The sequence below is a fragment of the Sphingomonas turrisvirgatae genome (assembly GCF_001721295.1).
GTDB lineage: Bacteria > Pseudomonadota > Alphaproteobacteria > Sphingomonadales > Sphingomonadaceae > Sphingomonas > Sphingomonas turrisvirgatae.
This window is the reverse complement of the sequence record NZ_MDDS01000005.1, coordinates 60905-74159: the sequence shown is the minus strand read 5'-3', so window position 1 is coordinate 74159 and position 13255 is coordinate 60905. Positions and strand designations below refer to the sequence as shown.

At 69.4% G+C, this 13255-nt stretch carries 13 protein-coding genes; 4 read left to right on the top strand and 9 right to left on the bottom strand.

All coding sequences use genetic code 11. The annotated features are described in order from the left end of the window. Nucleotides 1-12 precede the first annotated feature (12 nt). Both BFL28_RS01845 and BFL28_RS01840 read left to right on the top strand, forming a co-directional pair. On the top strand, nucleotides 13-729 hold the full coding sequence (locus BFL28_RS01845) for an ABC transporter ATP-binding protein (RefSeq protein WP_069318936.1): 717 nt from the start codon (nucleotides 13-15) through the stop codon (nucleotides 727-729). Next, entirely contained in the window at nucleotides 726-3245 is a 2520-nt protein-coding gene (locus BFL28_RS01840; protein ID WP_069318935.1) for an ABC transporter permease, read from the top strand. Before BFL28_RS01845 ends, BFL28_RS01840 begins: the two co-directional genes overlap by 4 nt. Before the next feature lie 114 nt (nucleotides 3246-3359). Here BFL28_RS01840 and BFL28_RS01835 read toward each other — a convergent pair whose 3' ends face one another. The 5 genes from BFL28_RS01835 to BFL28_RS01815 are packed head-to-tail and all read right to left on the bottom strand — an operon-like array spanning nucleotide 3360 to nucleotide 7418. After that, the gene (locus BFL28_RS01835; protein ID WP_069318934.1) at nucleotides 3360-4715 is read right to left on the bottom strand and encodes an FAD/NAD(P)-binding protein; all 1356 of its coding nucleotides are present in this window, start codon (nucleotides 4713-4715) and stop codon (nucleotides 3360-3362) included. 3 nt (nucleotides 4716-4718) lie between these two features. Next, a complete protein-coding gene (locus BFL28_RS01830; protein ID WP_069318933.1) occupies nucleotides 4719-4985 on the bottom strand; it encodes a DUF6356 family protein in 267 nt (88 codons plus the stop codon). Between the two features lie 29 nt (nucleotides 4986-5014). Continuing rightward, nucleotides 5015-5884 carry a type II secretion system minor pseudopilin gene (locus tag BFL28_RS01825; RefSeq protein WP_241527184.1) on the bottom strand — a complete coding sequence of 290 codons (870 nt, stop codon included), beginning with the start codon at nucleotides 5882-5884 and terminating at the stop codon, nucleotides 5015-5017. Further along, the gene (locus BFL28_RS01820; protein ID WP_069318932.1) at nucleotides 5881-6441 is read right to left on the bottom strand and encodes a type II secretion system protein GspJ; all 561 of its coding nucleotides are present in this window, start codon (nucleotides 6439-6441) and stop codon (nucleotides 5881-5883) included. Before BFL28_RS01820 ends, BFL28_RS01825 begins: the two co-directional genes overlap by 4 nt. Continuing rightward, complete coding sequence (locus BFL28_RS01815; RefSeq protein WP_241527183.1) at nucleotides 6438-7418, bottom strand: penicillin-binding protein activator; 981 nt, start codon at nucleotides 7416-7418, stop codon at nucleotides 6438-6440. Before BFL28_RS01815 ends, BFL28_RS01820 begins: the two co-directional genes overlap by 4 nt. Nucleotides 7419-7477: 59 nt before the next feature. Between BFL28_RS01815 and gspN the strand changes: the two genes are divergently transcribed. Continuing rightward, entirely contained in the window at nucleotides 7478-8185 is a 708-nt protein-coding gene (gene gspN, locus BFL28_RS01810) for a type II secretion system protein N (protein ID WP_241527182.1), read from the top strand. A 218-nt stretch (nucleotides 8186-8403) separates the two neighbouring features. Here the strand turns inward: gspN and BFL28_RS01805 are convergent, their stop codons facing one another. Genes BFL28_RS01805 through gspL form a run of 4 tightly spaced genes read right to left on the bottom strand, consistent with a single transcriptional unit; the run spans nucleotide 8404 to nucleotide 12708 of the window. After that, nucleotides 8404-9627, bottom strand: coding sequence for a type II secretion system F family protein (locus BFL28_RS01805; RefSeq protein ID WP_069318931.1), 1224 nt, complete (start codon nucleotides 9625-9627; stop codon nucleotides 8404-8406). After that, nucleotides 9627-11114: a GspE/PulE family protein gene (locus BFL28_RS01800; protein WP_069318930.1), complete on the bottom strand. Its 1488-nt coding sequence runs from the start codon at nucleotides 11112-11114 to the stop codon at nucleotides 9627-9629. Before BFL28_RS01800 ends, BFL28_RS01805 begins: the two co-directional genes overlap by 1 nt. Then, nucleotides 11114-11608, bottom strand: a complete 495-nt coding sequence (gspM, locus tag BFL28_RS01795) for a type II secretion system protein GspM (protein WP_069318929.1) — start codon at nucleotides 11606-11608, stop codon at nucleotides 11114-11116. Before gspM ends, BFL28_RS01800 begins: the two co-directional genes overlap by 1 nt. After that, on the bottom strand, nucleotides 11605-12708 hold the full coding sequence (gene gspL, locus BFL28_RS01790; protein WP_069318928.1) for a type II secretion system protein GspL: 1104 nt from the start codon (nucleotides 12706-12708) through the stop codon (nucleotides 11605-11607). The genes gspM and gspL overlap by 4 nt, the downstream gene beginning before the upstream one ends. Nucleotides 12709-12765: 57 nt before the next feature. Here gspL and gspG point away from each other — a divergent pair, with 57 nt between their 5' ends. After that, complete coding sequence (gene gspG / locus BFL28_RS01785) at nucleotides 12766-13254, top strand: type II secretion system major pseudopilin GspG (RefSeq protein WP_069318927.1); 489 nt, start codon at nucleotides 12766-12768, stop codon at nucleotides 13252-13254. The last annotated feature ends 1 nt before the right edge of the window (nucleotide 13255 follow it).

Below are 13255 nucleotides of genomic sequence, written 5' to 3'. Positions count from 1 at the left end.
TTCCTTTCACTGATGCACGCACCCGGCCAAGCGGACCATATTGCGATCCGCGCGCGCGATGTCACCCTGTCGCTCGGCACGCGCGATGCGCCGGTCGAGATCCTGAAGGGCATCGACCTCGACATCGCGCGCGGGGAAAGCATCGCGATCCTGGGCGCGTCCGGTTCCGGCAAATCCTCGCTGATGGCAGTGCTCTCGGGCCTGGAGCGCGCAAGCGGGGGCAGCGTGCAGGTCGGCGGCGTCGATTACGGCACGTTGAACGAAGATGAATTGGCCAGGGCACGGCGCGGCCATGTCGGCATCGTGCTTCAGGCGTTTCACCTGCTGCCGACCATGACGGCGCTGGAAAATGTCGCCGTGCCGCTCGAACTGTCGGGCGCTGCCGATGCCTTTGCGCGTGCCGAGGCGGAGCTGGTCGCGGTCGGCCTGGGGCATCGGCTGGATCATTACCCGGCACAGCTGTCGGGCGGCGAGCAGCAGCGCGTGGCGATCGCCCGCGCGGTTGCGCCGCGTCCGGAGATCTTGTTCGCCGACGAACCCACGGGCAATCTCGACGCATCGACCGGCGCATCGGTCACCGACCTGCTGTTCGAGCGGCACCGCGCTGCCGGGGCGACGTTGCTCATCATCACGCACGACCCGGCGCTGGCCGAGCGATGCCAGTGCGTGGTGGAGATGTCGGACGGCCGGATCGTGAGCGAGCGCCGGGCGGAAGCCGCCGCAGTATGACCCTTCCCTGGGCGCAAAGCTGGCGGATCGCGCGGCGTGACCTCAATGCCGGATTCCGGGGGCTGCGGCTGCTGTTCGTGTGCCTGTTCCTGGGCGTGGGCACGCTCGCCGCGATCGGCAGCCTGACCGCATCGATCACCGGCGAACTCGCCGCGCGCGGCCGGGTGCTGCTGGGCGGCGATGTCGAAGTCAGCATGACCCAGCGCGAGGCGAGCGAGACGGAAAAGGCGGAATTGCGCCGACTGGGCACGGTTAGCGAGACCATCCGCATGCGCGCCATGGCGCAACGCGGCGAGGGCGCAAATGCGAGCGGGCCGGCGGCGGTGCTGACCGAGCTTAAAGGCGTCGACGGCGCCTATCCGCTCTATGGCGCACTCACGCTTGCGCAGGGCAGCTATACGCCCCTGCCCGCCGATCGCATCATGATCGGAAAGGCGCTGGCCGAGCGGTTGCTGGTCACGTCCGGCGACCGGCTGCGCTACGGCACGGCCGACTTTACCGTCGCCGGCGTGATCGCCGACGAGCCGGACCGCGTGAGCGAGGGCTTTACGCTTGGCCCGGTCGCGATCGTCTCGATGGACGGGCTGCGGCGCACGGGCCTGGTCCAGCCGGGCAGCCTGTTCGAGAGCAAGTATCGCGTGCGCCTGCCCGCCGGCGCCGATGCCAAGGCGGTGCGGGATACGCTTGAGAAAGCGCATCGCAGCGATGGCTGGGACTTGAAGGATCATGAGCGTGCCGCACCGGGTGCGAACCGCTTTTTCGAGCGGATGGGCCAGTTCCTCTCGCTCATCGGTCTGGCCGCCCTGGTCATCGCCGGGATCGGCGTGAGCAACGGCGTCTCGTCCTATCTCGCGCAAAAACGCGGCGGCATCGCGACACTGAAGGTGCTGGGCGCGACATCGCGCGATATCGAGCGAATCTACCTCTTGCAGGTCGCGGCGGTTGCCGTGGTGGCGATCGCTGCCGGATTGATCGTCGGCGCGCTGCTGCCGCCGGCGATCGTTACGCTGGCAGGTGACATCCTGCCGGTGCAGCCCGGGTTCGCCGTGCATTCGCTGCCGCTCGCGACCAGCGCCGCCTATGGCTTGCTCATCGCGCTCATCTTCACCCTGCCCCCGCTCGCGCGAGCGCGCACGCAGCCCGCCGCCGCGATCTTTCGCGCGCATGTCGACCCACGGCGCAAGCTGGACTGGCGCAGCACGCGGATCGTCGCGGCGGCCGGCGCGGTGCTGGTGGCGGTGGCACTACTGACCGCGCGCGAGCCGATCTTCTCCGCCGCCGTGCTCGGCGCGGTGTCGGCTGTTCTACTCCTGCTGCTCGCGCTCGGCTGGGGGATCAGCCGCCTTGCCCGCCGCGTGCCGCGCCCCCGCCGACCGCTCCCGCGGCTGGCGCTGGCCAACCTCTATCGCCCCGGCGCGCAAACCTCGGCGCTGGTGGTAGCGCTGGGCCTGGCGCTCACGCTGTTCGTGACGCTTGCCGGCATTCAGACCAGCCTGAATGCCGAGATCGCGCGGACCGTCCCGCAAAAGGCACCGAACCTGTTCGTGCTCGACGTCCCCTCGACGCAGGAGGCCAACTTCCGCGCGACGATCGAACGCGAGGCGACCGGCGCGCAACTCAACATCGTTCCCGCGCTGCGTGGCACGATCGTCGCCTATGCCGGCAAGCGCGTCGCAGACATGGCCCGAAGGCCGGAGGGCGCGTGGTTCCTGCGCGGCGAACGCGGCGTGACCTACAGCGCCACGCTGCCGCAGGGTAGCGACCTGGTCGCGGGAACGTGGTGGCCGACGGACTATGCCGCCCCGCCGCTGCTCTCGCTCGACGCCGATGCCGCGCGGATCCTGGGGGTCGGCGTCGGCGACACGATGACGGTGAGCGTGCTGGGCCGCGAGATCGAGGCAAAGATCGCCTCCCTGCGCAAGGTCAACTGGGACACGATGGGGTTCAACTATGTCCTCGTCTTCTCGCCCAATACGCTGAAGGCCGCGCCGCACAGCCTGACCGCGACGGTGACGATGCCGGCGACTCGCGACGCCGCGGTTACCCGCGCGCTGCTCGCCGCCTTCCCCGGCGCATCGGTGATCGCCGTCAGCGAGGTGATCGGGCAGATCGGCGGCATCCTCGAACAGATGTCGAGTGCGATCGTCGCCGCGGCATCGATCGCGATCCTCGCGGGCATTGCGGTGCTGGTCGGCGCGATTGCGGCGTCGCGGCAGGCGCGTGGCTATGACAGCGTGATCCTCAAGACGCTGGGCGCAACGCGCTGGCAGGTGCTGGGGACCCAGGCGCTCGAATATGGCCTGCTTGCCGCGATCCTGGCGAGCGTGTCGCTGCTGCTCGGCATGGGCGCGGCCTGGTATGTGATCGTGCAGGTGTTCGAATTCGGCTGGGCGCCGGATTGGGGCACGGTACTGGCGACGCTGGGCGGCGGCGCACTGATTACGCTGGGCATTGGCCTGGCCGGTTCGATCCCGCTCATGTCGGTGCGCCCGTCACAGGCGCTGCGAACGCTTTGATGTGGGCGGCGCCGGCTAGCTCCCCCACTCGGCCACCCGACGGCAGGGTATTCTATGGGTGGCCGGATGGGGGAGCGGGCCGGCGCCGCGCGTCAGCGTAGCTGACCGGACAGGCTAAAGCCCTTCGCCGCCGACCCATTGCGCATTCGACAGTCGCCGCGCGACATCCCAGGTCTGCCGGCGGATGTCGGGAACCGCGACGATTTCCCAGAACGCGCCGCGCGTCATCGGGCCGATCGCATAGAGCCGTTCGCTCGGGCTTCCGTCCGCGCCGATCACCTGCCCGACGCCATTTACGTCGATGCCGAGATGCGCGGCATCCGGCCGGATCGCACCCCGGCCGCGCAGGGCGGAGAGCAGCGGGTCGGTGGTGCGCGAAAGGTCGCCGAGCGGCCCAGTGCAATTCACGATGCGCCGTGCGCGCAGGGTTTGCGGACGATCCGCCCCGCGCGGTCGCCAGACCATTTCGACGCCCCCGTCCTTTGGCGTGAATGCCAGCGTCTTGCCGGCCACGACCTGCAACCGCCGGCTTGCCTGCATCGCCTCGAGTCGATCGGCAACCTGTGGCGCCAGGCGATGGCGATGCACGTCCCACCATGGCCGCAGATGCCGCAGGAACCGTGCGCGTTCCGCTTCACTGGCATTGGCCCACATCGGCTGGGTAAAGGGGCGAAGCTCGTCCACCGCATGGCGCCAGCCGATGGCTTTGGCCCGATGCCGCACGCACCGGACCAGCGCTGAGGCGACCGTCGCCGGCCGATCCTCGATCCGCGCCCACTCGCCAGCGCCCTCGTGCCGGCGCGGCAGCAGGCCGCGCCGTGAAATCGCGACGATGCGGCCGGCAAAGCCCTTCGCCTCCAGCATCAGTGCCACGTCGATCATCGTCAGACCGGTGCCGATCACCACCACGATATCGTCAGGCGTCAGGCCATCGGCGAGATCGGACGCCCATGGATCGCCCTTGTACAAATCGTCAGGTAGCGAATCCGCAGTCAGACCCGGCGGGTCGTGCGGCGGCAGGTTCCCGACCGCCAGCACCGCCGCATCGGCATCGAACACCGTCCCGTCAGCCAGCGCCAACGCGACGCCCGCGCCCCGCGGCATCGCGTCCACGACCTCACCATAGCGAACGCTCAACCGCCCGCCGCTCGTCGCGATCGCCCGGTCCAGCATCTCGCGCAGATATTCGCCATAGGTGACGCGCGAGGCAAAGGTGGTCGCCGCATCCTTCACGCCGCGCCCTTCCAGCCAGCGCACGAAATGCGCAGGATCGTCGGGAAACGCGCTCATGTTTCCAGCGCGCACGTTCAGCACATGGCTGGGATGCGCCGCGCCATAGGCCAGCCCCTCGCCGGCCCGGCCACCGCGTTCGATCAGCGTCGCGCGCGGGCCGTCGTGGCGCAGCAGATTGATCGCCTGAAGCGTGCCGGAAAAGCCCGCGCCGACGATGCCGACATGCTGGATCGCCACGCCTCAAATCTCGTATTCGAGCTGCCACTCCGGTTCGGCGAAGGCCGGCGGACGACTTGCGAATGCGGGTTGGCGCGCCTTCATGCGGGCATAGAGCGACTTCACCGTGTCGCTCGCGGTACGCACGAACAACGACGGCACCACGGCATGGACGATGCAGGCCAGCCCGCCCACCACCATGCGTGCGCCAAAGCCGGCGGCGGTCGCGAAATGCTCGCCATAGCTTTCCCCCACCTCACGCGGATGGCCCAGAAACAGCCGGTCGAACATGCGAATCTCCTGGAACGTAGCGCGTGATACTATATCGCCGGTGCTTCCGGAGGGACAGCCGCGTTGCGCCAGCGGGCGACCGGAACGACCTCGACCGTGCGTTCGTCGAGGCGGCGGCGCTGGATCAGCGTCGCACCGTCCTGCACCGTATCGCCGATCGTCGCGCGCACACGCACCCAGAAGGTGTTCGACCTGAACGAAGTGCCGGGCGGCTGCGTGACCTTGAGATCGGACAGGTCGCGCAGCGTGATCTGGCCGTTGCGCTTGCGCAGGGCGACCAGCCGCGTGGCCACCAGCGGGTCGTCGAACAGCAGGGCCAGAAGTTCCTGATCGGCGGCATTCAGGTTGACCGCCGTGGTGCCCGGCAGGGCGGTGACCATTCGCTCCAGCCGCGCAATGGCGTCGCGGTCCGCGCCGGGGATCAGGCGGATCGGCCGCGTGTCGCTGACCGGCCCCTGCGCACGAACATAGGCGATCGCCTCGGTCGTCTGCGCTTCATCGAGACCGGCAATCGCGGCGAGCTTCTGGAACAGCACGACCGGATCGACCGCGCCGCTGCGCAGCGAGTTGACGTTGAAGCGCCCCTCCGCATCCGAAATGGCAAGGTCGAAGCTGCCACCATCGATCGACGCCCCCCTGGCGCCGATGCCGGCCCAGGGTTCGCCGGCGTGGTCGACATCCGGCGCATCGATCGCATCGCGTTGCAGCGCGGTGATCGCGGACAGCTCGCCGCCGCGCACGATCGCCGCCGCCCGTGCCGCCTCACGCCCGCGCAGTGACCGGTCGAGCGCCAGTTCCTCGCGGCTGATCATCAGCAGGACCAGGCCGCTGGCGATAGCGACGAACATCAGAACGTTGACCAGGATCATGCCCTGCTCGTCATCACGCGCGGAAGTCACGGCGTTTCCTTGGCACGCACCGGCAACACGACGATGCGGCGCAGCGTCCCTTGCGGCCCCTGCCCGGTCAGCTGGAACTCGACCGACACGGCGCGCGGCCACTCACCCCGGCGTTCCTCATTCGGTGGCCAGCGTTCGACCCACGCATTCCCGTCGCGGAAGCGCCACCGCGCTCCACTGACTCCGCTCAGCAGCGCCTGCGGCTGCGGGGCATTGCGGATCAACACGCCACGCGCTTCGCCATAGCTAATCGGAACGGCCGGCCCCCCGACGCCGCCGGCGACGCGGGTAAAGGCAACACCGTTCCCGCCGCCCGAAATGTCGCCGCGCGTCACCTGGTCGAGGTCGCTCTGCAGCACGAACATGGCGCGCTGCACCTCGGCAAGCCGGCTAAGTCGTGCCTCGGTGCGCCCCTGAACGTTCAGCACACTGTCGAGCAGTCCCAGCCCTGCGACCGAGATCAGCGCAAACAGGCCGAGCGAGATGATGAGTTCGAGAAGGGTGAAGCCATCCTCGCCTGGCGGAGCGGACCGGCGCGGACGACGGGAAGCGCTCACGCGCCCTGGCTCACCGCCACCGGCTTGTACCCCTCGCCACTCGCGACCAGGATCGCCATCTCACGCGACACGCTGCCGTCGGTGCGGAACCGGGCGCTGCCGGTGACGCACGGATAGCTCGTCTCCGCCAGCAAGCCCGCCGCACTCAGCGCACCCTTGTCGCGCAGTACCTTGACGATCCCGCCCGCGTCATAGGCCAGCGCCGCGAGCGCGCCGGGATCGCCGCCGTGACGCGCGCGATATTCGCCCGCGAACTTGCCGAATGCCGCCGGATCGGGACTTGCGATCCACGCGCCGTCCAGCACCTCCAGCGCGGCGGGGCGATGGTCGAGCGCCTGAACCGTGCCGAGCAGTTGGATGCCGGTGGACTTCAAGTTGCGCGCCGCCGCCAGCACCGCTTCCCCGCTGCCGGGCAGCAGCACCGCATCGGGCGCGTCGCCCGATGGCGGCAGCGGCTGGCCGGGCGTGACCTGCAGCACGCGCACATCGACCCCGATCTCACCCTGGATGCGTCCGGCGGCCAGCGCGGCTGCGGCGCTCCACGGCGTGGCATCGTCGATTACCACCACGTTACGCACCCCGCGCGAACGGGCATATCGCAGGATCGCGCTGGTCACCTGGGCTGGGGTAATGCCGAAGATGAAGGTCCCGGGCGCGCGTGCGACGGCGTTGTTGCTGAACGCGATCACCGGCACGCGGCCAGCGGTCTGCGCCGCGACGGCGATGGCTTCCTCAGCCGTGATCGGACCCAGGATCATCGCCGCCTTGGCCTTCAGCGCGTTGCGCGCAGCGAGCGTCGCGCCCGCCGCCGTGCCGCCGGTGTCATAAGCAATCATCTCGGGCCCAGAATCCGCGAGCAACGCCGCCTGCCGCATGCTAAGCCCCAGCGCGGCGCGCGGGCCGCTTAATGGCAGCAAAAGCGCGACCGGCCGCTTGTCGCGCTTGATCTTGTCGGCCGCAAAAGAGGGACTCGCCATCGATGCCAACGGCAACAACAGGCCTGATTGCAGCAGATCCCGGCGTCGCAGCACCGGCGTTGGAACGGGCGTCTTGGTCGGCACGGCGGCGTCTTACCGTGTTCGTCGTGCTCGGCATAGCCGCATATGCGCTGGCGATGGTCGCGATGATGCCGGCTGGCGTGGCGTTCAGCAACCGGCCCTGGCGCACCGGCATCGCCGGAACGGTATGGAACGGCGAGGTCGGCATCGCCGGCGGCACCAAGGTCGAATGGAACTGGGCGCCGCTGCGCTCGCTCACCAGCCTCGGCTTTGCGATGGACTGGAAGGCGACCGGGCCGGACACCGACCTTGGCGGACGCGGCCTGGTGCGGTTCGGCGGCACCGTGCTCGACAAGGTGAGCGGCAGCGCGCACGCCTCGCTGCTCCAGGCGCTTCAGCCCAACCTGCCCTTCACCTGCGACCTGGTGACGCAGAGCGAGTTCGATCGCATCGCCATCGGCGGATCGGATCAGATGATCGCGGGCAAGCTGACCACCGATCCCGGCACCTGCACGCCCAAGGGCGGCGGCGCGGCGGTGCCGGTCCCGTCGCTGCTGCTGACCGCCGAGAAGATCGGCACCACCACCCGCATCCGCATAGCGCCCGCAACGCAACGGCTACAGACGCTGATCGAAGCCACGCTGACCGAGGACGGCGCGCTGACGGTACGAATGACGAACGAGGGCGCGCGCGTCCTGCCGTTTGTCGGCATGCCGGCAGGGGCGTCGATCTCGGGCGTGATCTGACCAGGAAGGAAGAGGATGTTTCACGCAGAGGCGCGGAGGACGCAGGGATGTTGACCTACTGCGCGAAGCGCACGCTCACCCTCCGGCCGATCGGCTAGCGGAACCGTTGCATGGAAGAAAGCCGCTGGCGCGGCAGAACCACATTTCTGCGTCCTCCGCGTCTCCGCGTGAAAAAATCTTCTCATCTTAGCGCCTTCGCGCCTTCGCGTGCACCAACTCTACAACGTCACCAGATCGTTCAGGTTGATGATCGGCAGCAGGATCGCCAGCACCATCATCAGCACCATCCCGCCCATCAGCAGCAGCACCAGCGGCTCGACCAGCGCGACCAGCGCCGTCGTCACTGCGTCCAGCTCGCGGTCGAGCTCGTCCGCCGCGCGGCTGAGCGCGGGCCCCAGCTGGCCACTCGCCTCGCCAGATGCGACGATCGCAGTCAGCATCAGCGGGAATACCCCCGCCTCGGTCATCGCCGCGCGCAGGCTGATGCCTTCGCGAACCCGCGCCGCGACGTGCAGCGCGCGTTCCCGCACCCAGCGATTGGGCGTGACGGCGGCGGCGGCGTGCAGCGCCTCGACCAGCGGCACCGCGCTTGAGACCAGCGTCGCCAGGCTGCCGGCGAAGCGCGCGGCATTGTGCTGGCGCGAGAAGCGGCGGAACGGCCAGCGGATCGTGAAGCCACGATGCACCTTCAGCCGATTGGCCGGCACCGCTACCCAGCGGCTGAAGACCAGAAACGCCACCAGACCAGCGAGCAGGATGTACAGCCCCCAGTCCTGCAGGAAGCTCGACAGCGCGATCAGGATGCGCGTCAGCAGCGGCAGGTCGGTTCCGCGCGAGACGAATACCTTCACGATGTCGGGAATGACATAGACGAGCAGCAGCACGATGACGCCCAGCGAAACGGTCGCCAGCAGCCCCGGATAGAGCAGCGCCAGTTGCAGCTTTTGCGCGTTCGCCTGCCGATGCTCGACAAACTGCGCCAGGTGGTTGAGCACGTCGGTCAGCTTGCCCGATGCCTCGCCCGCCGCGACCGATGCGCGATAGAATTCGGGAAAGACCTTCGGATGCTGGCCGAGCGCATTGGCGAAGCTGCGCCCGTCGAGGATCGCGGCGCGCACGTCGAGCAGGATGGTCGACACACGCTGCGCCTCGGACTGGCTGGCGGCGAGCCGCAGCGCTTCCTCGACTGGAATGTCGGAACCGACCAGCGTCGCGATCTGCCGCGTGGCGGTGGCGAGTTCGCGCGACGACATGCCAGCGCGTTTGAGGCGCGGCAGCTGGATGCTGCCGACCGACCTGCGCTCGCTCGCGGCATCGACGCTGAGCGGCAGCAAGCCCTGTTCGCGCAGCAGCGCCCGGGCGGCGGCCGGGCTGGTCGCCTCCACCACGCCCTTCTTCTGCGCACCCGCCCGGTCGGCGGCGCGATAGGCAAAGCTCGCCACTATGCCTCTTCCCGCGTCACCCGCGCGACTTCCTCGATCGTCGTGACCCCGGCGTGCAGCTTGGCGACGCCGTCGTCGAGCAAGCTGGGATTGTCCTTGCGCGCGTGCGCTTCGATCTCGGCCTCGGACGCGCCGTCGTGGATCATGGCCTGGAACCGCTCGTCGACCGCCACGACCTCATACACCCCGGCACGCCCGCGATAGCCGTCGCCGCCGCATTCGTTGCAGCCGACCGCGCGCCACACCGGCTCGCCCGGCTTCAGCACGCCGCCCAGCATCAGCGAATCGCCTTCGCCTGCTACGTCCTGCCGCCGGCACGTCGGGCACAGCCGCCGCACCAGCCGCTGCGCCGCCAGACCCACCAGCATCGGCGCGAGCAGATAGCGCTCGACCCCCATGTCGATCAGCCGCGTCACCGATCCGACCGCGCTGTTGGTGTGCAGCGTCGACAGCACGAAATGCCCGGTCATCGCCGATCGCACCGCGACCTCGGCCGTTTCCTGATCGCGAATCTCACCGACCATGATGACGTCGGGATCCTGGCGCAGGATCGCGCGCAAGCCCCGGGCAAAGGTCATGCCGGTGCGCGAATTGACCTGAGTCTGCCCGATCCCGGCAAGTTCATATTCGATGGGATCTTCCACCGTCATGATATTGCGTTTGCGGTCGTTCAGACGCGCGAGCGCGGCATAAAGGCTGGTCGTCTTGCCCGACCCCGTCGGCCCGGTGACCAGCAACATGCCGTGCGGCCGCTCGAGCAGGCGCGCGAACACCGTTCGATCGCGCTCGCTCATGCCGAGGTGTTCGAGATCGAGCTTCAGCGACCCCTTTTCCAGCAGGCGCAGCACGACTCGTTCGCCATGCTGGGTCGGCAGCGTCGAAACGCGCGCGTCCACGTCGTGCCCGCCGATGCGCAGCGTCACGCGCCCGTCCTGCGGCACGCGCTTTTCCGCGATGTCGAGCTTGGCCATCACCTTGATCCGGCTGACCAGCAACGGCGCGAGTTCGCGGCGTGGTTCCAGCTTGTCGCGCAGCACGCCGTCGATGCGGAAACGCACGACGACGCGCTTCTCCTGCGTTTCGACATGCACGTCCGACGCGCCTTCCTTCACCGCTTCCAGCAGCAGCGCGTTGATGAGGCGGATGACGGGCGAATCATCACGCGTGTCGAGCAAGTCGTCCACCGCCGCCGCGCTGTCGGCCAGTGCGGCCAGGTCCATCTCGCCCAGATCGAACTCGGCCGCCGCCGCGCCGCTGCCCCCGTAAGTGGCGGCGAGCGCGGCATCGAACGCGGCATCGTCGGCGACGGCGAAGCGCGCGGCGGGGGCGATCCGCTGCACCTCGAGCAGCGCATCCAGCGACGCTGAGGCTCGGTGCAGGCACTCCAGCCCCGCCGGACCAGGGCGCAGCACCACCCCGGCGCGCCGCGCATAGCTATAGGGCAGCGTCACCGGCTCGACGTCGCTGACGATGATCGTCTCGTCCATCAGCCGAACACCACAGTGGCAAGCACGCGGCCCGCCGCGGCGCCCCTGCGCAACTCGACGCGGCGGGCGCGAAGCGACGTGGTGCGCTCGACATTGGCGATCCAGCCGAGCACGGCCTCATAGGGCGCTTCCGCGAGCGTGGTGGTCATGTCGGGCGCGACCGCGGCCGTCAGCCCTGCTTCCCGCGCGATATTCTGCACCGCCTGCGCTGGCGGCTCGGATCGCTGCGCCGGGCGCGCGCCCGCTGGCACCAGCACGCCGGCGGCGCGCACCCGTGCGGTCAGCGTCTCATAGGTGCGGATATCGGCCAGCGCTTGCGCCCGCGCGGCCTGCAGCGGCTTGACGACACCGAACACCAGGATCAGCGCCGCGAGCAGCCCGCCCAGCGTCCCGACCAGCCAACGCTCGCGCGTGGTGAGGCCGCTCCACCACAGCTCGGCCCGCAGCAAGGCGGCTTCCAGCGCGGGCATGCGGATGATGCGGATCACGCTCATGCGCGCACCGTCACGCGAAGTGCTCCATCGGGCGCGGCGATGACGTCGCCAGCCACCCCGCCCGCCCGCAACGCGCCGCGTACGCGATCGGCCAGGCCCGGATCGCCGGGATCGAGGTCCAGCACCAGCGCATTGCCGTCGAACCGCATCGCGCGCGCCGTCACCGCGCTCGACAGCGGGGCAAGTGCGGACGACGTGCGGGCGATCAGCGGCACGAACGCGCTTGCTTCCTGCCCGGGCGGCGGCAGCAGGTCGGCAACGCTGGTGCGCAGGTCGCCCGAGATGCTTGCACCCGGTGCGGCCTGTGCGATCGCGGCACGCGTGTCGTCTGCGCGGCGCTCGGCGATGACGCGCAACATCACGGTATCGGCGGCGGCGATGACGGTGTGCGCGGCGATGCCCGCGGCGGCGACCCAGCCCAGCCGGCGCAACCAGCTGCCGCGGGCCACCGCCCGCCGCGCATAGGGCCCCTGGCGCAGATCGACCGGCGGCGTTAGCAGCCGCTCGGCCAGCCCCCCGCCTCCGGTCACGCGCGGCTCGTGCGGCAGTTCGCCGATCGGCGAGCCGCCGATATTCCAGATGCGCGGCCGTCCCGCCGCTTCCCAGGCCTGAGCGATCAGCGCGGTCGGCAGCGCAAAGCCCGTGCCGTCGCCGGTGCGTACCAGCACGCGTCCGTCCGCTGCCTCGGCGCTCCACTCGCCCGCGTCCGGCACCGGCAGCGCGAGCGCGTCCGGAACCAGCGCCGCATGGCCGAGCGCGGCGGCATCGGCGAGCTCGATCCAGCGCAGCATGACGGAATGGCGCACCACCGCGACCAGATAGCGCTGCGGCGCGATCTCGGCGCCCAGCGCGATGTGCACCGCGTCGAGCGGATCGGCGATGCGGTCCTCGATCGCAAAGGGCAGCGCCGCCAGCCGCTTCGCCCGGCTTGCCAGCGGCAAGTCCACGGCCAGCAGCAACACCGACTCGCTCGGCACCAGCACGGTTGCAGGGCCGCCCGGCTCGGCTATGATCAGCCGCTCGCCCGAGAGCGTCCACACGCCCCCGGCACGGGCTTCGACGGCGTTGGGAACCGCCGGAGAAATCGCTGGGCCAGTCATGATTCCGCCGTCATGAGTTGTAACATTGCTTTCACGAGAAGGACGCATGGGGCCGCGATGCGCATAGTTTTGAAACAGTTCGATGACACCGTGGCATCCGCGCCGCTCAAGGGCAAGCGTCGCGCCATTCCGGACAGCGAGGCCGGGCTGACCCTGCTCGAGATGATCGTGGTCCTCGTCATCATCGCGATCGTCGCGGGCCTGGTCACGATGAACGTGGTCGGCCGCCCCGACCAGGCGCGCGTCACCACGACGAAGACCAACCTCGCCAGCCTGTCGAGCGCGCTCAAGATGTACCGGCTCGACAACGGCCAGTATCCGACGACGCAGCAGGGGCTAAAGGCGTTGGCGGAAAAACCGGTTACCCCGCCCCTCCCCGCCGCTTGGCCCGACGGCGGCTACGTCTCGGAAGACCCGGTCGACGCCTGGGGCAATCCCTATGTCTACAGCTCGACCGGGGCATCGTTCGAGTTGAAGTCGCTGGGCAAGGACGGCAAGCCCGGCGGCGAAGGGCTGGACGCCGACCTCGACACCAAGGGCGGCTGAG

What these genes read in the sequence shown, in the direction of transcription:
- BFL28_RS01845 (WP_069318936.1), top strand. Translation starts at nt 13, where the DNA reads ATGCACGCACCCGGCCAAGCGGACCATATTGCGATCCGCGCGCGCGAT.
- BFL28_RS01840 (WP_069318935.1), top strand. Translation starts at nt 726, where the DNA reads ATGACCCTTCCCTGGGCGCAAAGCTGGCGGATCGCGCGGCGTGACCTC.
- BFL28_RS01830 (WP_069318933.1), bottom strand. Translation starts at nt 4,985, where the DNA reads ATGTTCGACCGGCTGTTTCTGGGCCATCCGCGTGAGGTGGGGGAAAGC.
- BFL28_RS01815 (WP_241527183.1), bottom strand. Translation starts at nt 7,418, where the DNA reads ATGGCGAGTCCCTCTTTTGCGGCCGACAAGATCAAGCGCGACAAGCGG.
- BFL28_RS01800 (WP_069318930.1), bottom strand. Translation starts at nt 11,114, where the DNA reads ATGGACGAGACGATCATCGTCAGCGACGTCGAGCCGGTGACGCTGCCC.
- gspM (WP_069318929.1), bottom strand. Translation starts at nt 11,608, where the DNA reads ATGAGCGTGATCCGCATCATCCGCATGCCCGCGCTGGAAGCCGCCTTG.
- gspL (WP_069318928.1), bottom strand. Translation starts at nt 12,708, where the DNA reads ATGACTGGCCCAGCGATTTCTCCGGCGGTTCCCAACGCCGTCGAAGCC.
- gspG (WP_069318927.1), top strand. Translation starts at nt 12,766, where the DNA reads ATGCGCATAGTTTTGAAACAGTTCGATGACACCGTGGCATCCGCGCCG.